Origin of the sequence: Desulfobacula phenolica (assembly GCF_900105645.1) — a bacterium.
In the GTDB taxonomy this organism is placed as follows: domain Bacteria; phylum Desulfobacterota; class Desulfobacteria; order Desulfobacterales; family Desulfobacteraceae; genus Desulfobacula; species Desulfobacula toluolica.
The window spans coordinates 30,017-51,724 of record NZ_FNLL01000015.1; the positions used below are offsets into that span (position 1 = coordinate 30,017).

Sequence of the window (21,708 nt, forward strand, 5' to 3'; positions counted from 1 at the left end):
AAAATAAACTTCTATTCTTAAACAGCCACCAATGGTTGTCAAGTGAAATTATAGCAGCCTTGTTTTTTAAAAAATATAATTCAGTGATAGGGTAATATTGGGATCATCCCCGGCAAATATAGCCGGGGATGAGGAAGTCGTTAATATGGTGGGTTATCCTGCTGCCATATCCTGCTCGGTACGGGCGATAATCGTATCCTGGGAGTATCTTGCAAGATCAATGAATTTTGCGCTGTATCCGGCAATTCTTACCAGCGTGTTTGTATATTTTTCAGGTTCTATTTGAGCGGCTTTCATGTCTTCTGTTGAGATGACATTGAACTGGACATGATCAATTCCCAGTGAATGCCATGTTTTCATGTAGGCATGCCAGAGATCAAACCCGGCATCACTGTGCATGAGAATATTTGAAAGACGCTGGTTTAAAAGGACGCCCTTGTGTCTTGAGGCATCAATTCTTGATACGGATTTTAGAACCGCAGTCGGTCCGTTGGTGTCACATCCCATGTAGGGAGAGCAGCCGCCATCATCTAAGGCCTCTCCTGCGTGTCTTCCGTTTGCAGTGGCCGCTGTTTTAGGACCGTTTACAATATATCCGGCAACAGACTGGGCCAGGGGTAAGGGATAGGTGCCTGAATAGGTTGTATTCCGCTTCCACTCATCGGCAATCAGGTTATAATACTTTGTGGCCATTGCATCTGCATAATCATCATCATTGCCGAACTTGGGGGCATTCCAGAAGTCCAGACGCATTTCTTCTTTGCCTTCCCAATTATTTTTCAAGGCATCCATAAGTTCGGCCATGGTATATTTTTTGTCTTCAAACACCAATTTTTTAATGGCTGCAAGGGAATCGATCACCACCACACTGCCGCTGCAGATATTGTGCCATGGATTGGCTACCTCTGCCAGGGCATTGGCATCCATACCTTTTTCAACGCATCCGTCATCAATGCTTGAAATAAAAGGACAGCACAGATGTGTTGATTCTATTATACGACCCACGTCTTTAGAGCGCAGAGTTAATTCGATAGCATACCTCAATTGTAATTTGTATGCATTCCAGACTTCATCAAAACTCGTAAAATTTGCAGCATCACCTGTTTGGGGGCCCAACTGGATATTGGTGAAAAATTCATCAAATCCGTTGGTCAGGGCGATTTCCATGGCTTTGGCCGGATAAACATCTCCGCCGCCCTCGTTTCTTGTCTTCTGCGTCCCTCTGCGGCCCGTTATTCCCGGTGACATACATAAAACAAGAGCCCAGTCCCTGGCAATATCTTCTGGTACATTAAAGTATTTGATCAATTGCTCGGTATTCAGTTCATCATTTTTAATAGAGGGGAACCCGAATCCCTTTTTAATGCAATTGAATACCCTTTTCTTTGTTTCAACATTGCCGGTTTTATTCCACCGGAATCCAATGGAAGGCTCGGTCGTAACAATGCTTTCTGCAGCTTCAAGAATGGCATTGGTGCAGTCGTTGCTGGCATCGGAACCATCCGGATTGATGCCTCCCAAAGTAAAGATAAACAGGTCATTGGAACCGGCAAAAAATTCTCGAAGCTGTCTTCCCTTTGTACTGCCGTGTTCAGACACTTTTAATCTTTCACACTCAAAGAGTTCTACTGCCTCTTCCCTGGTCATGGGTTGGTCTGTTTTATTTATGACGCTTTTTTGAAAATAGGGCCAGAGAAGTTTATCTGCTTTGTGGCCATACCCACTGCTGTATCGTTCCATGGAGTGGCATAACAGAAAGGTAAACCACTTGCTCTGCATGGCATCTTTCAGCCCCCTGGCCGGATTTGCCGGAACATGCCTGCAGATGTCTGAAATTTCAAGCAGCTCTTGTTTTCTTTTTGCATCGGTCAAAAAGTTTTCTGCCATGATCCTGGCCAGCCTGGCATACCTCTGTGCCCAGCCTACAACCGCTTTCATGGCAATGACCATGGCTTCCCATTGGTCAAGTTTGTCCATAAAATGTAGGTTGTCCTGGGCATTCCAGGGAGATTGGCGCATCTTATCGTTGGCGTCGGCAATCTTTTTTTCAACTTCTTCAATTCTTTTGATCAGGCCATCTTCAAGAACAGACTCGTAATTGGGGACAAGACTTGAAAATGCCGTAACAAACAGGGGCGGCTGTACTGTCGTTGCAGAATACATGATGTTGATTTCTTCGGGTGTGAAATATTTTTCCCCCTTTGTTTGAATGGTATAGGGCTTCCAGTATTCAGCGATTTCCCGCATCTCTTCTTTGTACTCGCAATACGGGCTTTCAACCATATCCACGGTGGCAAAATAGGACAGCTCCGGATACATGGGGAAATAATCAGGATGTTCCGTGTTGGCACCCACGATGAGTTCGTCATCTTGAATATGGATGGTAATGTTTTTAAGGATATTTTCAAGCCCTCTGGCCCTCATAATGCAATTGGGCTCACCAACATTCTTTTTATGGGACTGGGTGATCAGTCTGGCCCGTTCAACACCGGCTTTTACCCCGGCGTCAACATATTCGCCTCCTGCTACATGTTTAAAACGGCACCTGTCTTTAAGTCTTGTGGTTCTTTCTGTTGTCGGCATGGTCGTTCCTCCTGTCTGGCATCAAAATTTTTTAATTTAACTTAAACTTGCTGTTTGGATAGAACTCGAGTCAACTGGTCCATGAAAAATCAGTTGGTTCGAGCCCTGAGATGCTCGCAGGCGGTGTTGTCCTTGAATACCGGTCTGGACAACCAGAATTTTCCCTTTGTATCCTCCTGTTGTCTGATGCAATCCCCTTTCTTGGGTTCAAAATCCATATCCCCTTCTGGAATTGGAAAGAAAAAAGCACATTTTTTACATTTTGACATAAGACCCTCCTTGCGTTGAATTGTTCGGTTTTAACCTTATTCTAACTGTTAAATGGTAACAATGTTTTGCAAAGCCCGCTTCGGCGGATTGCAGTTATTTGTCATGTTTCAGTAACGGCTTTTTCGTCATTACTGAAACGTGTCAATCCTTTTGATATTTCAGATACAAATAGCTGTTATTAAAATGTCATCATGGTTGTTTTAATTATTTGGGTGACCACAGCACCATGCGGGGTTTTTTTCCAAGTTCCTTGGCAAGATCGGATAAAGACCCGTAGGTGATCACATTGGCCATGCAGTGCTGGGCACAGGCCGGTTCCAGTCCTTTTTTTGTTCTCGGAGCGCACAACACACACAATTCCGTGGGAAAGGGTAAAAAGTTGAGGTACGCCTTGTCCTTGGGAAGGTTTTGAATGATTTCCAGAACCTGGATGCCGCCCATCCCTGCGGGCCAGTGATGTTCCTGGGAACAGGCCACCTGGCAGGCAAAGCAGCCTGTGCAATATTCATAATCAATCAACAATCCGTTTTCAGGTTTTTTAGCCATTATTCGTCTCCTTTCCGTTTGCCTTGACGATTCGGCAAAGCAGGTGTTTGATGGGGGCTCCCTGGCCGTCTTTGCCCTGATTGCCCATGGGGATGAGTTGATTGACATTGCACTCCCAAACCCCATATAGGCTCGGTTCAGCCGCTTTCTTTTCAGGATACCACCACCCGTGTGCCGCCATCACCATCCAGGGCGGAACAATGGGAGTTACTTTTGCCTTCATTTTACAGCGGCCCAGCCAGTTCTCCAGCCAGACCCATTCACCATTACCGATATCATGGGCCGCAGCGGTTTGCGGATGAATTTCAACAACCGGGTCCGGGTCAAGTTGCCGCAGCCACGGGATATTGCGGTGTTCGGAATGAAAATATGCAGGAGAGCGTCTTCCAGTGGATAAAATCAAAGGATATTCCTTAGCCAGGTCCGGGCGGCTTACCGGTGTAAAGGGCGGTTCTTCATGGTGGGGCAGGGGATCCAGGCCCCATTCCTCGCGGTAGGTGGAGTATAATTCAAATTTTCCGGTGGGGGTTTTGAATCCGGGTTTGCCGTCGGGCCGCAATTGTCCTTTTTCATGGCGATGGTATGGAGAGCTGGGATGATCTTCCGGCGGAATGGCCCACCCTTTTTTCTGGAGCTGTTCAAAGGTCATGCCCGATGGTTTGAGAATTTCGTCAAACAACTCATTTACTGTATCGTATTTGAAATCCGGATCAAAGCGCCGGGCCAGTTCAAAATTGATCTCCACATCAGGCCGGCACTGGTCTACTTTCATGGCTTTGTTGATGGTCTGCAGCGGCACCCACCAGCTTCTTACCCCGTTTTTTTCCAGAAAGGTGGATGCAGGCAGAAGAATGTCCGCATATTGGGTGGTGGGAGTATGAAACAGATCCACGGCAGCAATAAAATCCAGTTTTTCCAGGGCTTTTTTCCATTTTTTGGGATCCAGTCCAATGCCGTTCAACAGGCCCGCAGTCTGAATCCACATCCCCTTGATGGGGTAGGGCTTGCCTGTAAAAATCTGGTCCAGGGTCATGTCGGTCTGGGCCCGCCAGTGAAAGGTGCGGTAGGGGCCGTATTCTTTTACCCCCACCCGTTTGGCATCCATTTTTTTGTCTTTCAGGCCAATGGGGCCCACAGCGCCTGGAAGGGCATAGGACACAGCATCAAAGGCGAATTTGGCAATCACGTTTCCGCCGGGTATATCCAGGTTACCGGTCAGCGCCCACAGCGATGCAATGGCATGGCAGGTGGGCGTCACCGCAGGTGTCATGTCAATGGGAACCCCCCATTGAATGGCCGCAGGCTTGCTGGTGGCATAAAGCCGGGCGGCTTTTCGGATTTCATCGGCATCCACCCGGGTTATCTCCTGTACCTTGTCCAGGGGATACTTGTTGACTTCTTCTCTATATGCGTCCCAGGCCGTTCGACAGGTCACACGGGTGCCGTCGGCAAGAGTTACGTCCCAAAGGCCTGAAAACGCTGCCTTTACGTTCAAGGTTTTAAACTCAGTTTCGCTGGAGTGCCAGATTACCGGTTCCCCGCTGTTTTCATCCCATACCACGAAATTGTCAGGAGCGCCGGTCTTGTCCAGATGGACTTCACGCAGAAGTTTCCCCGTATCCATGCGCATGAGATGAGCGCCGTTGGTCCATTTTTCAAGAAAATCATGATCATACAGATCCTCATTGATAATAACATTCAACATTCCCATGGCCAGGGCCGCATCCGTGCCTGGTCTGATCTGAAGCCAGTGCTTGGACCGGGAGGCAAAAAAACTCAGGCGTGGATCTACACAGATGATCTTGGTGCCGCGTTTCATCATGTCGATCACCCAATGGCCGAAAAGGTTATCCGGGCAGGTGGCGGCAATATTATACCCCCAGATGATAATGGTTTCGGGCAGTTTGAATTTTGGATCCTCATAGCGTTTCGGCAGCCATTGGCCGGCATCAAACACGCAGTAACACCCCTGAAAAGTGTTGCAGGCACTTAATCTGGGTCCATAGCAGGCACTTCCGCTGAGAGAAAACATCACGTTGGGGCTGCCAAAGGCATAGGCCAGCATGCAGATCCAGGGGCCGATGTCCCTTCCTGTTCCCATGGAAAAGATAACGCTTTCAGGGCCATACTCTTCCCGAATGTCTTTCATTTTTTTTTCAATATAATCAAGGGCCTCTTCCCAGGAAATTTCTTCCCATTTGCCTTGTCCGCGTTTGCCTACGCGCTTTAACGGCCGGGTGATACGATCTTCATGTTTAACGTATTGGGTCATGGCCAGGGCACGGGCGCATAGCCTTCCCTGGTTCCATGGATGATCAGGATCTCCTTCTATTTTTATAAGCTCTCCATCTTTGATGTGGGCGAGTACGCCGCAGCCGCCATGGCATCCAGGTCCGGCAGACCAGGTCGTGGTGCGGACAATATCAATATTTTTTGACCCCATGCTGTTTTTCTCCTTTTTAATCTAAGGGAAATTATTATTGCCTTTGCAGGCCTTTTAACTAATGTGGTCAATATTGATTTTGTGTTTATTGACCACCATAGAGAACACTATGACTCTATAGAGAATATTTTGTCAACCTTTTTTATGTGAAAGTCTTAAAAAATCCAAACAGTGACTTGCAATATTTTTTGTGGGCAAACCAAGCTGAAAGACCAAGTCTGCCCGTGGCAGTTATATAAAAATTTTTAAAAATTCATGCGGAGACTTTCAATATTTGTTGTGGATAAATTTCAAATAAAACATCAGGTTGCACATGAAAATTATTTTAAAAGCTGAATTTCGGTGAAAAAAATATCGTTCTTTTGAACAGGGCGGGGTTTATACCGGAAAGTATTTTTCTAGTCTAAAAAGATCCTTTCCGGTAAATTCGTTTTGTTTAAGGTTTGCTTGTATTCTAAAACCATTATTCCCGTAAGCCTTTGCCGGTAATAACAGACTTGGGAAAGATTGGCACAGGATTTGCTCTATTACAGAAGCAAATGAAAATGAAGCTTCATTGGCAAAAGTGTCGGTATTTTTTAACATCTTTAACACAATAAGGAGAAAGTGAATGGCGTCCAACGTAAATAAAAAGAAAAATACTGTTTTTCTGATTTTGTTTCTTGTTCTCACTGTGTTCTGCTGGTGCCCTATTGGATATGGAAGTTATGGTGAAGTCGGGTTGATCATGGGAATGCCCTCGTGGGCCTTTTATCTGCTGCTGATTGGTGCGGTCTTGTTTTTTGTCGAATGGGTTTATCTGTTTAAAACGGATTTGGCCTTGTATGACGAAGATCTTGAAGGAATCAAAGCTGCGCTTGAAAAAACCATTGCAGAAGAAACAATCGCTGGAAAAACCATAACGGAGGAAAATTAAATGGTAGCCGTCATTATTATTACCGGGCTTTGTCTGGTATCCGTCTATATCAGTTATGTGGCATTTCGCAAGGGATTTACAAAAAGTGCAGATGATTATTTTGTAGCAGGGTCAAGTCTTGGTTATTTTGTGCTTGTTTTCAGCCTTCTGGCATCTTTTTTAAGTGCCTTTTCCATGTTCGGAATGTCAAGCTTTGGATACCGCCTGGGATTTGGCTCTTTATATGTTTTGACAGCCAACCTGGTTCCTTTGGGGTTCTTATGGTATTTCATTCACAAAAAAACATTTCTTCTGGGAAGGGCCCGAAAGTGGATGACCATGGGCGCGCCATTTGGTGAACGATACGGCACTCCCATGAGAATTGTTCTGGTACTTGTTGTCCTTGTGGCATCCGTTCCCTATATTGTCGCCCAGATCCAGGGAATAGGGGTCATGCTGGAGGCCATGAGCGAGGGCATCATCTCTTTTCATGCGGGTCTGTTTTTTGTTCCCTTTTTTATAGCATTATATCTGATGATGGGCGGAATGAAAGGGGCGGCCTGGGTCAACGCCATCCAGGGGGTCTTTTTTTCCATCATGGTGTTTGTCCTTTTCTTTTTTGTCATGATGAAAAACGGCGGGTTTGTTCCGACCATGGAGCTGGTCATGGCAAAACATCCCAACCTTTTCCAGATTGGCTGGGCAGGAGGCAAAGTCTGGAGCTATCCCATGATTTTTGGAATGGCAGCAGCAATGTGTCTGGGGTGTGTCTGTTTTCCGCAACCTTTTATGCATGCCTATTCAAGCCGGTCTGCAAGGGGCTTGAAAGCCATGTTCCTTTCATTTGGCGGTATTTGTCTGTTCATCATTACCATGCCCACATTGATCGGTATTGCCGGCAATGCCATTGTTCCCGGACTTAAAGGGGTTGAAGCCGATAAAATTTACGGTCTTGTTGCCGCAGCCACCATGCCGGACTGGCTGGCGGCATTTGCTGTGGCAGGCGGTTTTACAGCTGCCATGTCAACGGTGAACGGTCTTGTTTTCGGAAACGCTGCAAATTTATCTGTGGATGTTATTAAAATAATGAGGCCGGAAACCAAACCATCCGAACTGATTACCATTGCCAGGGTTTTTGTGGCGATTATCATGGCCATATGCGTGTTTATCGCCTGGAATCCCAATACCCCCGTGGCTGAACTGTCCATCATTGCTTTTGGTACGGTAGCGGTAACCTTTTTTGCCCTGTGGGGTGCTTACTATTGGAAAAGAGCAACCGCAACGGGCGCTATTTTATCCATCCTTGTCGGGGTCTGTTTAAACATAACCTTCTTTTTTGTTGGCGGTAAAGCCATGGTTCTTTTCCCTCAAAAATCACTGTTTCAGCTGAACGGATTTCTTGCTTCGTTTATTATCGCAGGAATTGTTTTCTTTGTGGGATCTTACCTGACAACTCCGGGCAAAACCGAACAAAAAAGTCTTAAATTGTTTTTTCACCCGGTTTTAAGCAAATAATTGCCAAGGGCAGGCTTGATTTTTATCCGGTTTGCCCGCAAAAAATAATGAAAGTCTCTGTATGGATTGTTTAAGGCTTTCTGATAAAAAAAATACATAAGGAGAATATCGAATATGAAACCTGATATTATTGAATCTGAATATTTTAATGCAGCAGATTATTTTGTAGACAGAAATGTCCGTGAAGGAAGAGAAGATAAAGTGGCCATTCTGTGCGAAGACCGCCAGATGACATATGGAACACTTGCCAAAGAAGCTAACCGGTTCGGCAATGCCCTTTTATCATCAGGCGTCAGGATGGAAGACCGGGTTGCGCTGCTCCTGCTGGATATGGAGCTTTATCCTGTTGCGTTTTTTGGGGGCATTAAATCCGGTGCCGTGCCCATCTGTTTGAATACTCTTATGCGGCCAAAAGATTATCTTTACTTTTTAAATGACAGCCGGGCCAGGGTTTTGGTGGTTGATGAGAGCCTGTATTTTAATATTGAAGAGATTAAAAGTGAATTAAAATTTCTGGAACGGATTGTTATGGTCAACAGCAGCCAGGCCAGGCCGGATACCATGACATATGAGGATTTTGTCAACGGTCAGCCAGAGACTCTTGAGACAGCCCCTACCGGTCCTGATGATTCCTGCTTTTGGCTGTACAGTTCCGGGTCAACCGGGAAACCCAAAGGAACCGTTCATTTGCAGCATGATATGCGGTTCAGCGTTGAAACTTATGGCAAGCAGGTACTTAAAGTCAGGGAAGATGATATTTGCTTTTCAGCAGCCAAATTGTTTTTTGCCTATGGTCTGGGTAACGGCACCTATTTTCCTTTCAGTGTCGGTGCCACAAGCGTATTAATGCCGGAACGTCCGACACCGGATTCTGTTTATAAGACAATTGCCCAACACAAGCCGACCTTGTTTTTTGGTGTTCCAACTTTGTATGGTTCCATGCTGGCTTCGGAAGAGGGGGAAATGGACGGGGTAAGGCTTTGTGTATCCGCAGGCGAAGCACTGCCTGCCGATATTTTTCATCGCTGGAAAAAACGGTTTAACCTGGATATCCTTGATGGAATAGGTTCAACGGAAATTGCCCACATCTATATCTCCAACCGGGTGGAGGATATCCGTCCGGGAAGCACAGGACAGATTGTGCCCGGTTATGAGGCAAAAATAGTGGACAATGATTGTAATGAAGTGGAGCAAGGAGAGATCGGAACCGTTTGGATCAAAGGCGACAGCACGGCTGCCTATTATTGGAACCGGCATGAAAAAACCAAAGAAGCCATGTTGGGCGAATGGTTTAATACGGATGATAAATTTTTTGTGGATGAAGACGGGTTTTTCTTTTATGTGGGGCGCTCCAATGACATGTTAAAGGTTGGCGGTATCTGGGTTTCTCCGGTTGAAGTTGAAGCCTGCCTCATTGGTCACCCATCCGTGCTTGAGTGTGCGGTTGTTCCCAGCAGGGATGAAGAAAATCTTGTGAAGCCCTGTGCTTATGTTGTTTTAAACAAGGGAATTTCAGCATCAGAAGAACTGGAAAAAGAGATAAAAGCCTATGTTAAAAATGAACTGGCTCACTATAAGTTTCCCCGCTGGATTCATTTTGTGGAAGATCTGCCCAAAACAGCCACAGGAAAGGTCAAACGGTTTGAATTGAAAAACCAGGAAGATCAGAAGGTCTTGAGCAATTAACTGCCATGGGCAGATCCGGTATTTCGTCCTGGTTTGCCCACAACAAAGATTGAAAGTCTCTGTATGAATTTTTGAAGATTTTCATATAAAAAAACAAATGACGAGTGTCATGTTTCTGAGGTTTAACAGCCCGGTTCCGTTTTTGAACCGGGCTTAATTTTTCTTTATTCTATTTTCATGGGTATAAATATTAAACCGGTTGTTTCGTGCAAACCCGACAATGGTCAATCCGGCTTTGTCAGCAAGTTTAACGGCGGACAGTGTAGGGGCTGCATTGGAAATGACAATGGGTATGCCGGTTTTAATGATTTTACCGATGATTTCAAGGGACATCCTGCAACTGACCGTTGCAATCTTGTCTGCCGTATCCATTGCTTTTAACAGAATATCTCCCGCCAGTTTGTCAAGAGCATTGTGCCGTCCAATGTCTTCGTAATAGGATAAGAGTTTGGATGCATTGCACACAGCTGCACTGTGAACCGCACCTGTTTTATGGAACAGTTCGGATTGATCCCAGTGCTGTTGAATCAAGTACAATACCTGGTCATAAGTTATAAACAGGGCTTTTTCCCGGCTTCCGGACAAAATATTTGTCTGGCCCTGCAATAGTGTTCCGCCTGATGACCCTTTGATTGATTGTCCTTTTTTAAATTCATCCAGCCGTTGCATGGCCCGGTCATTTAATGTGATATGGCATTGTTTTTTTTCTTTTAAAAAATTTAGTTTAATTATGTCGGTTTTGTCATGAACAATGCCTTGAGTAAACAGGAATCCTGCCGCAAGAGCCCGTGTATGGGTCATGGAAAATACCATTTTAAATGTTTTGTCTTTGTTGATCACTATCTCAAGAATGTCTTCGTCAATGATGCTGTCTTTCATCAAGATGGCTTTGTTGTCTTTTATTCTGGTGATATTAATCTTTTTAAGAATATGGTTGCTTTCCATGAGGTTCTCCATTGCCAAAGTTTTGTGAATTGATACCGGTATGGCATATTATTGCAGATTATGACTTGAACCACCAGCGTTCAGTATTTCTAAAGCCATCCATTGGCATATTCCCGGCAATGGGGCCATGGGCAAGTTTGTCTGAACTTGCTTCCACCATCTGGTTGCACATGGGGACAATAGTTCCGCCGTCATTCCTGCAGATTTCCTGCATTTCCAGATACATTTGTCTGCGTTTACCTGTGTCCAGCTCTGCTCTTGCATCAATCAGAAGGTTGTTAAACCTTTTGTTTTTCCAGTGGGTATCGTTCCATGGGGCTCCTGACGCATAGGCAAGCGAGAACATCATATCTTCCGTGGGGCGACCGGTCCAGTAACACATGCACCACTCTTTTTTTGTCCATACATTGCTCCAGTATCCGTCGTCCGGCTCCCGCACAACATTGATGGTAATTCCGGCTTTTTTAGCCTGTTCCTTGATAAGGATAGCGGCATCCACTGCACCGGCAAATGCGGCATCTGCGGCATGCAGATTGAAAACATGGTCAAGCATGCCTGCTTTTTTCATATAGAATTTTGCCTTGTCAGGATCATATTTCCTTTGTTCCAGGTTTTTGGCAAAATATTGATTGACAGGTGCGATGGGATGGTCATTGCCGAGTTCTCCATATCCCCGCAGGACTTGTTTTAATAATTCTTCACGGTTAACGGCAAGTTTTAATGCCATGCGGACATTGTTGTCACTGTATGGGGTTTGATCCACGATCATGGGAATGGAGTAGTGTGCCGTTCCGGTGGTTGCCGTCACATTAATGCCGGGCATTCGTTTCATCAAGCTTGCTGTTTTTAGTTCAACACGGTCCATATAGTGGATTTGCCCTGTTTTTAAGGCATTTGTCCTGGCATTGGTATCAACGATGGACAAAGTTTCTATTTCATCAAAAAAGGCTCTTCCCTCTTTCCAGTAATTGGGATTGCGTGTTGCAAAAGCCTTGACACCAGGCTCCCATTTTTCCAGAATATATCCTCCCGTACCAATGCCTTTTTCCCATTCCCGTCCTTTGGTTCCCGCCGGGCAGATTGTCAAATGATGGTCTCCCAGGATAAACGGAAAATCCGCACTGCCCCCGGAAAGCTCAAAAATAACTTCATACTTTCCATCCGCTTTGATATTTTCAACACTTTTTAAATAGGGTTTAACAACAGATTTTGATTTTTCGCCCCTATGGTGGTTGATGGTAAAAATAACATCTTCTGCCGTCATGGTTTTGCCGTTATGAAATTCAACGCCTTTGCGCAGTTTGAAGCGCCACACTTTTGCATCCGGGGAGGAATCCCAGGACTCTGCCAGTTCCGGGATGGGTTTGAAATTATGGTCAATTTCCACCAGGCTGTTTCTGATCTGCCAGTTGATGCTATAGTTCATATTGGACGTCAGTGTCCCGGGATCCATGGAGTCCGTGGTGGACCCGCCAGTGCATCCCATGATAAACCGTCCACCCCTTTTGGGTTCGGACGCCCGGGCTGTACCCGGAAGCATTGCAGGGGAAACCGCCGCTGCAAGCCCAAGTGCGGACATGTCGGTAAGGAACTGCCTGCGGCTGATTTTGTTCTGGTTAAACATCTGTGTTAAAGATGATAGGTCCGTCATATTCTTTCCTCCGATTTAAGTGATTGATATTAAATGATTGGATCAGATGAAACTTGAGGCACGCTCTTCTAAAAGTTTGTCCAGCCAGTCCGGGTCCATTTCAGGAACGGATGCCAACAGCTTGTCCGTGTATTCATGATGGGGTGGAGACAAGACTTGTTTTTTTTCGCCTTGTTCGATGATTTTCCCTTTCAGCATAATCACAATTTTATCTGCAATGGCCTTTACCGTGGCAAGGTCATGGGTGATAAACAGGTAGGACATGTTTGTTTTATTTTGCAGGTCCTGCAAAAGGTTGAGGATGCCTTCGGCCACCAGTTGATCCAGGGCTGAGGTGATTTCGTCGCAGATGATCAGGTCCGGTTCGGCTGCCAGGGCCCTGGCAATACAGATCCGCTGTTTTTCTCCGCCTGAAAGTTCCGTGGTCAAACGGTCTATATAAATGTCCGGATCAAGTTCGATTTTGCTTAGCAACTCTTTGATCCGGTCTTCAGCCGCTTTACCCTTGAGGCCAAAGTAAAATTTAAGGGGCCTGCCAATAACCTTTCTGACGGTCTGTCGCGGGTTTAAGGCCGTATCCGGCATTTGATAGATCATCTGCATTTTTCTCAAGTCTTCTTTTTTTCTGTTTTGCAATTCACGGGGAAGCTTTTTTTCAAAAAACGTTATACTGCCCTGAATGGCGGGAAGAAGGCCTGTGATAACTTTTGCCAAAGTGCTTTTTCCGCTGCCGGATTCTCCGACCAGGGCAACGGTTCTGCCTTTTCTCACGGTCAGGTCAATGTTTTCAAGTACATTTTTCTGGCCTGTGTAGGTTGCAGCCACATTCTTGATGTCCAGAATCACAGCCATTTTATCCGTAATGATTTTTTCTTCTCTCAGGCTTCTGACATTTAACAGTTCCCTGGTGTAGTTCTTGTTGGGTTGTTTAATCAATTGTCGGGTTTCACCCTCTTCAACCAGCCGACCGTTCCTCAACACCATTATCCGGTGAGCCACCTGGGCCACGACAGCCAGATCATGGGTGATATACAAAGCCGCTTTGTTCATTTTTTCCGTGATCTCCTTGACAGCAGCCAATACTTCGATCTGGGTGGTGACATCCAGGGCGGTTGTGGGTTCGTCAAACACAATGATGTTTGGCTTGCAGGCCATGGCCATGGCCACCATGGCTCTCTGGAGCTGGCCTCCTGAAAGTTCGTGGGGATACCGGTATCCGATTTTTTCAGGTGTGGGCAAGAACAGCCGCCGATAAATTTCAACAGCTTCTTTTTCAGCTTTTTCACAACTCATTATTCCATGGTGAACAGGTGCTTCTACATATTGTTTTATGATACGGTGTGACGGGTTAAAGGAGGCTGCAGCACTCTGGGCCACATAGGCAATCTTGGATGATTTAATCAGTCGCAAATCTTCCTCGGATGCATCAAATAATTCGATCCCTTCAAGATTAATAGATCCTGATGCCAGTCTGCATCCCGGGCGTGTATACCCCATGGCAGCAAGCCCTATAGTGGATTTGCCGGCACCGGATTCCCCGATAAGTCCAAGCACTTCTCCTCTTTTCAATTCAAGGCTGATGTCTTTGACAATGGGTTGCCATTGGTTTTCGTAAAAGCCTTCAATGTATAGATTCTTTATCTCTAACAGATTGTTCATGGGTGTTTCCTTTCTAATCGTGCAGCCCGCTGGATAAATGTAAAAACCAGTCAACAATTAAATTGACGCCCACTGTTAACAAAGCAATTGCCCCGGCCGGGATTAAGGGTACAAAAATGCCAAATGTAATAGCCCCGGCGTTTTCTCTGACCATTCCTCCCCAGTCTGCCAGGGGCGGCTGCAGGCCCAGTCCAAGAAAACTTAAACAGGCAATAAAGAGAAATATAAAACAAAACCGCAGGCCGAATTCCGCAATCAGCGGCGGCATGGCATTGGGCAGGATTTCATGTCGTATGATCCACCAGAGACCCTCTCCTCTCAAGCGGGCGGCTTCTACAAATTCCATTACTTCAATGTCCATGGCCACAGCCCTGGATAATCGATACACTCGCGTGGAGTCCAGGATGGCGATGGTAAAAATCAAGGTGGGGATGGATGATCCCAGCACAGATAAAATCATCAAGGCAAAAATAAGGGTTGGAAATGCCATGACAATGTCAACTGTCCGGCTTAATGCCTGGTCAGTCCACCCGCCTTTAACAGCGGCAATAAAGCCTGAAAACGAGCCAAGCAGAAATGACAGCATAGTGGTGATAAACGCAAGGGCAATGGTATTTCTTGCACCATAGATCATCCGTGTAAACAGATCCCTTCCAATATGGTCGGTGCCCAGATAAAATTTGCCGGAAAAAGTTTCCCACACATCTCCGACCACGCTGGTTTCCCCATAGGGTGCGATCAATGGTGCAAAAACAGCAACCAGGATATTCAAAATAACGATCCCCATACCGATCCGGGCGGAAATAGGGGACTGTCGTAATAAGTTTAACACAATGGAACTCCCTTTAAATACTGGATTGTCTCAGTTTTGGGTTGGAAAGCATGGACAGGATGTCTGCTGCAAGGTTTAGAAAAATATAGGCAATGGAAAAAATCAATCCTGATGCCTGGACTACGGGCAGATCCCGCTTGGCAACCGAATCAACCAAAAGCTGACCCAGTCCGGGATAGACAAACACGACTTCGACAATAACCACACCGACAATCAGGTAGGCCAGGTTGACGGCAATCACATTGATCACCGGGGACAGAGAATTGGGAAATGCGTGGTGTACAATGATTCTCAACCGTTTTATCCCTTTTATTCGGGCCATTTCAATATAGGCACTGGCCAGCACATTGATAATGGCTGCCCTTGTCTGTCGCATCATGTGTGCAGTTACCACACAGGTGAGTGTAAGGGACGGCAGCAAAATTGCATATATTTTGCTGGTAAATCCCATGTCTTGGTCAATCATTGCCAGGCTGGGAAAAATATTTAATTTTACCGACAGAATACTGATCAGTATATAGGCGATAAAAAATTCAGGAAAAGAGATAAATGAAAGTGTGGTGATCGAGATCAGCTTGTCAAAAAAAGTATTCCTGTAAAATGCCGCAAGCATGCCCAGAAAAATTGCCAGGGGAACTGCAATTACGGCAGTGGTTAAGGCCAAAAACAGTGTGTTGGCAAACCGCCACCCGATTAATTCGGAGACAGGTCTGCCATTGGCAAGGGATTTGCCAAAGTCCCCATGGATAAAATCTTTCAGCCATGCCCCATACCGAATATGGGGGGGTAAATCCAATTTTAGTTGAGTTCGAAACGCCGTTACCGTCTCTGGCGTGGCAGATTGTCCCAGGACGGTCTCGGCCACGTCACCGGGCAGCATTTCCACGCCGATAAAGATGATAACAGAGATGATAAATATGGTTGCCAGGCTTGCGCCAAGACGTTTGGAAATTAAAATTAAAACATTTTTCATAAATTAAAGTTGTCTTCCTTAACCGTTAATATCTATCAGAAAAATATATCGAACTCTAATTAATTTGTCAAACTGACACTTCTTGCTAATATTGACTTATCGATCTGTAAATATTGTTTTTGCAAGTTGAAAAGTATAGTATTCAATGTTTTAGGTGCTGTCTGAATATGCTATTTGAAATTTATCAGGATTTCATAATATATCCGGTTAAGTTATTCGCCGGCAGAAAAATTGATCCGTTAGGGTGTCATAAGTGTTCGCGCAAAGATACCGCCCAAAAGAAATTTTGGATAATATGTCGAAAATTAAAAGATCATCAAGAAGTTTTGATTTTGATTATTGAAATAATAATGGACTTTTAAATAAAATATATTGTATTGTGTTCGAAATATATATTTATGAATTTATATAAAAGTATAAAATATATATTTGATATATATTTGAAACATGTTTGAGATTATTTAATTAATTTAATTGGTTGATGTTTTTATTGTTTTTTTAAATTGTATGGTCTTTAGCGAGATGGGTCTTTTTAGATACATTGATATCTATGTAAAATCATGTTATTGTAGCCTTGTTTTTAAATTTTCATAAAGGTTCAGATTTTGTGAGTGGTTTTTCTTTGCGAAGCACACATGGATCTGATTTTTTTTTGACATAGAGAGAAAATGAAATGAAATATCAAAGCTATACACTAAAAAATTTACATCAAATCAAACTGCTGAATGATCTTCCTGATGAAATAGTTGACTCGATCAAGGTTGTTGGACAGGTATTACCTTTTAAAAGTAATAATTATGTTCTTGAAGAGTTAATAAACTGGAATAATTTTGAAAAAGATCCTTTGTTCACCCTTACATTTCCAAGAAAAGAAATGCTAAAGCCCAATGATTATAAAATCGTAAATCAATGTTTGAACCAGAAAGAACTTGCCACAGCTGTTAGTTTGATTCGCGCCGGATTAAATCCTCATCCTGCTGAACAAATGGAAAAAAATGTCCCGATATTTAATGGAATACCTTTGAATGGCATTCAACATAAATATCGCGAAACAATGCTTGCATTTCCCTCTAAGGGGCAATTGTGCCATGCTTTTTGTTCTTTTTGTTTCAGGTGGCCGCAATTTTCCGGGATAAAAGAGAAAAAATTTGCTTTGAAAAATGCGGATTTAATGATTGGGTATCTAAAAGAGCATCCTGAAATAACAGATGTGCTTTTTACAGGTGGTGATCCCATGATAATGCATGCAAAAGCATTTGAGATTTTTATTGACGCAATAATTAAGTCCGGTATAAAAACAGTAAAAACGATACGCATTGGCTCCAAAACATTGTCTTTCTGGCCTTATCGCTATCTGACAGATTCCGATAGCGATGAACTTCTTGATTTGTTCAAAAAAGTTACGGATGCAGGGTTTCATTTGTCATTTATGGCCCATATTTGTCATGAAAACGAAATGTCTACGGATGCTTTTAAAGAAGCTGTGAAAGCTATCAGAGACACAGGAACAATTATAAGGACTCAGTCACCGGTTATGCAGCATATAAACGATAATTCCGAAAATTGGAGCAATATGTGGAGAAAACAGGTAAGTCTGGGTATGATTCCATATTATATGTTCGTTGCAAGGAATACAGGATCTCATCGTTACTTTTCAATACCAATCTTAAAAGCCTATGATATTTTCAGGAAAGCTTATATGAAAGTAAGTGGTGTTGCAAGAACAGTGCGAGGACCCATTATGTCTGCATCCCCAGGGAAAATTGGAATTGATGGAATTGTTGATACAGATAAAGGTAAGGTTATTTCATTAAGTTTTATCCAGGGAAGAAATCCTGAATGGGTCAAGCGCCCCTTTTTTGCAAAATACGATGAAAAAGCTGTATGGCTTGATGATTTAAAGCCTGCATTTGGAAAATCAAACTTTTTTTTTAATGAGCATGATGTTTTATTAAAAAACTAATACCCATGGCAGATTGACCTGCCACAACAAAAATTGAAACTCTTATTATGGCAGCATGTTGAGCTGAGTTTCATATGGAAAACAGTAATAGGATAAAATGCAAAACATAACAGAGTTTAAAAAAGAAATTAGTGATGTCGATACATTGCAGCTTTTCACAACAGATCTGAATGGTCGACCAGTGACGCTACAAGTGAACACTGAGAATATTGAATCATTGATTAGAACTGGGGTTGGTTTCGATGGAAGTTCAGTTCCAGGTTATGGAACTGTGGATGATAGCGATAAAATATTAATTCCTTTGCCTGAAACTTTTAAGAAAATTGAATTTTCAGAGGAAAACTTAGGTTTCTTGATAGGTGAAATAAGTGAAGGATATGGCAAAAGGTCTCCATTGGATCCCAGGGCACTTTTGGAAAGAGTTGTTAAACAGGCAGAAGATGAATTCGGCCTTTATTTTATGACCGCACCCGAGCATGAATTTTTTTTGCTGAACAATGATGAGTTTGGTAAAGATATACATACGGATAATGCCGGTTATTTCCATTCAGATCCGCGAGATAAGGGTGAACTTATACGAAAAGAGATCGTAACAGTATTGAAAAAGTGTGGTATTCAGTTTGAAAAAATGCATCATGAAGTCACTCCTTCTCAACATGAGATCAATCTGTCTTGTCTTGATCCCATCAAAACAGCAGATAGAACTATACTTTTTTCATATATCACCAAAAGAATTGCAAGTGAGAGAAATTTACACGCTACATTTATGCCAAAACCATTTAATGGGTTTAATCGAAACGCCCTCCATTTCCATATCTCTGCCCAGGATATTGACGGTAATCCAAAGTTTTATGATAAAAATGCAAACTATTTTTTGAGTAAAACTGCACATCAATTTATCGGTGGCATCTTAAAATATGCAAGAGAGACATCTATTATAATGGCTGCAACTTTTAATTCGTATAAAGCTTATGTTGTTGGAAAAGAGGCTCCTATTGTTCGCAGTTGGGGCATTAAAAACCGAAGCTCAATGATTAGGGTTCCATACGCTGCAGGCCCGGAGGATACAAGGGTTGAAATCCGTTCTCCAGATCCTTCAGGCAATATTTATCTTCAGCTTGCAACCCTTATAGGCATAGGTCTTCAAGGAATCAGAGAGAAACTTGATTGTGGTGATCCGGATATTGGCAGTACTTATAAAACAAATAATGCTTCCAGTCTATTAGACAGCAGTTTTTTACCCCGAAACATGTTTGAAGCTTTAATTGAAGCTGAAAAAAGTCAAATTTTAAAAAAGATTTTAGGGGATACTCTTTACACTCAGTACATGTCGTTAAAGATTAATGAGTGGGAAAATTATCGAACTTTTGTAACACCGCGTGAACATAAAATGAATTTGCATATATAAAAGTTTGGATGCACTTATTTGTAAGCATTAAGGCGGTTTATATTTCAATTGCATTTTAATCATGTGTTTGATATTTTTATCAATTAATCGGGCCTTGTTGATCTGTCTTTTCAGATAAGAATACAGCGCTGAAGTGGGGGAGTTGAAATATAAAGATTTTAATGGACTATGTTAAAGTGCCGGGAATTGTTTTTATAACCCTTATAATATTGGGTAACTGACCTTGAAATTTGACGGTATAAAAAAAGGGGACTGAAATGGGCAAGACAAATGATGAACGGTGCAGAAATCTTTTGATCGCTTTGCGGAAAATTATCCAGGCCATAGATCAGCATTCAAAAAGTTTGAAAAAAAATTTCGGTTTGACCGGACCTCAGCTTATTATTCTGCAATCAATAGTTGCAAATGATCAAATTTCAGTTACGCAGCTTTCAAAAAATGTCAGCTTGAGCCAGGCCACAGTGACGGATATTACAAAACGTCTTGAAAAACGTGGATATATTACAAGAAAAAGAAGCATAGATGATAAAAGAAAAACCAATATAACCTTGACGGAAAATGGAAAAACCATAATGGAAACAGTTCCCCCTCTTCTTCAAAAACAGTTTATGGATAGATTTTCCAGGTTGGAGAGCTGGGAGCAGTCAATGATTGAAAGCGCATTTGAACGGGTTGTCTCCATGATGTCAGCTGAAAATATTGAAGCGTCTCCAATTATGATAACCGGTTCGATTGAGTCATCTGAGTTATTATAATACGGATTCCCAGCATGACTTTTCATCCCGCAAGCTTGAAAAGATAAATCTTGTGTGATTTTTTAGAAAAATTATTTATTTAAATGCTTTTAAAAAAATAAAAATTTATGCTGCGGTAATGCAGCTAAGATGACTCATGAAAGGAACTCACTGTGCATTTGTATAATCAGATTTATGAATTTGCCGCATCAGTCGGTGCCCTTGAAGGGTATGTGTATCATAAGAAAAGTGTAGCTGAGATGGATATGAAAGCTCTCCATGTCTGGACAGGTAATCTGGTGGATGCCTATGACCACCTGCCGGCTGATGTATTGGACAAGGTTCAGCCGTCTCTTGATTTGACCTTGAACCGGGCCATCAGTTCTTTTAACGCTATCCTGGAAAAAGACCATCAGGTTCTGGAAAGGCTCAACTCTATGGTCAGCCGGGAAAAAGAATGTTCACCCGATGATTTTCAAAAAAAGAAATGGTTTCAAGAATAAAAATAAAGGATAAGCTGGTGATATCTGGGAAAGTGATTCAAGGGGCTCACAAGGCTGCTTTTTTTACAGAGCTGGACTGGGTAAAGCTGCAGTGTCGTGAAAAAATCGGATTTGTACCTTTTCCCGGAACCCTTAATCTCGAATTGTCTTTGTCTGAGGTGGAACGTCTGGAAAAGTTCAGTGAAGGGATCTGGGAAGAACTGGTACCGCCGGATCAAAATTTTTGTTCCTCAAAGGTTCTTCCCATATGGGTTGGAAACGTCAAAGGGGCATTGATTCTTCCTGATGCAGACGTGAAAATTCACGGCCGGCAGGTTGTTGAAATTCTGGCACCGGTGAAACTGAGGGATGAACTGGGGATAAATGACGGGGATATGGTTGTACTGCAATTGGGTGGGATCATTGCAAAACCAGGGCTCAAGCTCTCTGTGGATGCTGTTTTGTTTGATCTTGACGGCACCCTGATAGATTCCATTGAATCCTATTATTGCATCGTGGAAATCATCCTTGATAAAATGGGATTTCCAGCAGTTCCGAGGCAGACTATCCTGGAAGCGGCAAAAAATGATGAATTCAACTGGGATTTGATTCTGCCGGATGTGCCGGACCGATCCAGACAAGAAACAGCCGCCCAAGCCTGGCAGATGGTACAACAGATATATCCTGACACGTTCCTGAAAAATGTCAGGCCTTTCCCTGATACGGGAAAAGTGCTTCGCCTTCTCCATGACCGCAATATCAAGATTGGGATTGCGACATCAACCCCTCAAAAAAATATCAGTGATAAAATGAAGATCCTGGACCGGGAGGGGATTTTAAATTTTGTTGAGACAGTTGTATCAGCCGGGGATGTTGAACGTAAAAAGCCGTTTCCGGATGCCTTGATTTTGTGCAGAGATCGTCTGGGGGTTCGGTCAGACCGGTGTGTTTATGTGGGAGACATGGTAATGGACGTTGTCGCAGGAATGGCTGCAGGTATGAAAACCATCGGAGTTCTCACGGGATTTGAGACATATGCAAGCCTGGCACAAAATAATCCTGATGTTATTATTGAGTCTATTTCAGATCTGCCTGATGTGCTGGAGATTTAGAGAAAATCATT

The 21,708-nt window shown here is 43.4% G+C and carries 17 protein-coding genes; 8 read left to right on the top strand and 9 right to left on the bottom strand.

Annotated elements, in window-relative coordinates; all coding sequences use genetic code 11:
- Positions 1-153: 153 nt before the first annotated feature.
- The 4 genes from BLT94_RS19155 to BLT94_RS19170 form a co-directional block, all read right to left on the bottom strand.
- The gene (locus BLT94_RS19155) at positions 154-2,583 is read right to left on the bottom strand and encodes a glycyl radical protein (protein ID WP_092237733.1); all 2,430 of its coding nucleotides are present in this window, start codon (positions 2,581-2,583) and stop codon (positions 154-156) included.
- Positions 2,584-2,672: 89 nt separating this feature from the next.
- On the bottom strand, positions 2,673-2,852 hold the full coding sequence (locus BLT94_RS19160; protein WP_014957067.1) for a benzylsuccinate synthase gamma subunit family protein: 180 nt from the start codon (positions 2,850-2,852) through the stop codon (positions 2,673-2,675).
- 205 nt (positions 2,853-3,057) lie between these two features.
- Entirely contained in the window at positions 3,058-3,399 is a 342-nt protein-coding gene (locus BLT94_RS19165; protein WP_014957068.1) for a 4Fe-4S dicluster domain-containing protein, read from the bottom strand.
- A complete protein-coding gene (locus tag BLT94_RS19170; protein ID WP_092237736.1) occupies positions 3,392-5,842 on the bottom strand; it encodes a molybdopterin-containing oxidoreductase family protein in 2,451 nt (816 codons plus the stop codon). The genes BLT94_RS19165 and BLT94_RS19170 overlap by 8 nt, the downstream gene beginning before the upstream one ends.
- Before the next feature lie 610 nt (positions 5,843-6,452).
- Between BLT94_RS19170 and BLT94_RS19180 the strand changes: the two genes are divergently transcribed.
- The 3 genes from BLT94_RS19180 (at position 6,453) to BLT94_RS19190 (ending at position 9,938) form a co-directional block, all read left to right on the top strand.
- Positions 6,453-6,758 carry a DUF997 family protein gene (locus BLT94_RS19180; RefSeq protein ID WP_014957070.1) on the top strand — a complete coding sequence of 102 codons (306 nt, stop codon included), beginning with the start codon at positions 6,453-6,455 and terminating at the stop codon, positions 6,756-6,758.
- The gene (locus tag BLT94_RS19185) at positions 6,759-8,252 is read left to right on the top strand and encodes a sodium:solute symporter family protein (RefSeq protein ID WP_092237739.1); all 1,494 of its coding nucleotides are present in this window, start codon (positions 6,759-6,761) and stop codon (positions 8,250-8,252) included.
- A gap of 114 nt (positions 8,253-8,366) precedes the next feature.
- Positions 8,367-9,938: a benzoate-CoA ligase family protein gene (locus BLT94_RS19190; protein ID WP_092237741.1), complete on the top strand. Its 1,572-nt coding sequence runs from the start codon at positions 8,367-8,369 to the stop codon at positions 9,936-9,938.
- Positions 9,939-10,091: 153 nt separating this feature from the next.
- On the opposite strand, the gene fdhD is transcribed toward BLT94_RS19190, so the two are convergent.
- The 5 genes from fdhD to BLT94_RS19215 are packed head-to-tail and all read right to left on the bottom strand — an operon-like array spanning position 10,092 to position 15,998.
- Complete coding sequence (gene fdhD / locus BLT94_RS19195) at positions 10,092-10,883, bottom strand: formate dehydrogenase accessory sulfurtransferase FdhD (protein ID WP_175530423.1); 792 nt, start codon at positions 10,881-10,883, stop codon at positions 10,092-10,094.
- 58 nt (positions 10,884-10,941) lie between these two features.
- Complete coding sequence (locus BLT94_RS19200) at positions 10,942-12,534, bottom strand: ABC transporter substrate-binding protein (RefSeq protein ID WP_092237747.1); 1,593 nt, start codon at positions 12,532-12,534, stop codon at positions 10,942-10,944.
- Between the two features lie 42 nt (positions 12,535-12,576).
- Positions 12,577-14,193, bottom strand: a complete 1,617-nt coding sequence (locus BLT94_RS19205; RefSeq protein ID WP_092237750.1) for an ABC transporter ATP-binding protein — start codon at positions 14,191-14,193, stop codon at positions 12,577-12,579.
- 13 nt (positions 14,194-14,206) lie between these two features.
- Positions 14,207-15,025, bottom strand: a complete 819-nt coding sequence (locus BLT94_RS19210) for an ABC transporter permease (protein WP_014957076.1) — start codon at positions 15,023-15,025, stop codon at positions 14,207-14,209.
- Positions 15,026-15,038: 13 nt separating this feature from the next.
- Positions 15,039-15,998, bottom strand: a complete 960-nt coding sequence (locus BLT94_RS19215) for an ABC transporter permease (RefSeq protein ID WP_014957077.1) — start codon at positions 15,996-15,998, stop codon at positions 15,039-15,041.
- 673 nt (positions 15,999-16,671) lie between these two features.
- On the opposite strand from BLT94_RS19215, the gene BLT94_RS19225 reads away from it, so the two are divergent.
- From BLT94_RS19225 to BLT94_RS19245, 5 genes are all read left to right on the top strand, one after another.
- On the top strand, positions 16,672-17,961 hold the full coding sequence (locus BLT94_RS19225; RefSeq protein ID WP_092237756.1) for a KamA family radical SAM protein: 1,290 nt from the start codon (positions 16,672-16,674) through the stop codon (positions 17,959-17,961).
- Positions 17,962-18,058: 97 nt separating this feature from the next.
- Positions 18,059-19,369 carry a glutamine synthetase family protein gene (locus BLT94_RS19230; RefSeq protein WP_014957079.1) on the top strand — a complete coding sequence of 437 codons (1,311 nt, stop codon included), beginning with the start codon at positions 18,059-18,061 and terminating at the stop codon, positions 19,367-19,369.
- 257 nt (positions 19,370-19,626) lie between these two features.
- Positions 19,627-20,124, top strand: coding sequence for a MarR family winged helix-turn-helix transcriptional regulator (locus BLT94_RS19235; RefSeq protein WP_014957080.1), 498 nt, complete (start codon positions 19,627-19,629; stop codon positions 20,122-20,124).
- Between the two features lie 152 nt (positions 20,125-20,276).
- Positions 20,277-20,606 (top strand): hypothetical protein, encoded by a 330-nt coding sequence (locus tag BLT94_RS19240; protein ID WP_092237759.1) that lies wholly within the window; start codon positions 20,277-20,279, stop codon positions 20,604-20,606.
- Between the two features lie 17 nt (positions 20,607-20,623).
- A complete protein-coding gene (locus BLT94_RS19245) occupies positions 20,624-21,697 on the top strand; it encodes a DUF120 domain-containing protein (protein WP_014957082.1) in 1,074 nt (357 codons plus the stop codon).
- The last annotated feature ends 11 nt before the right edge of the window (positions 21,698-21,708 follow it).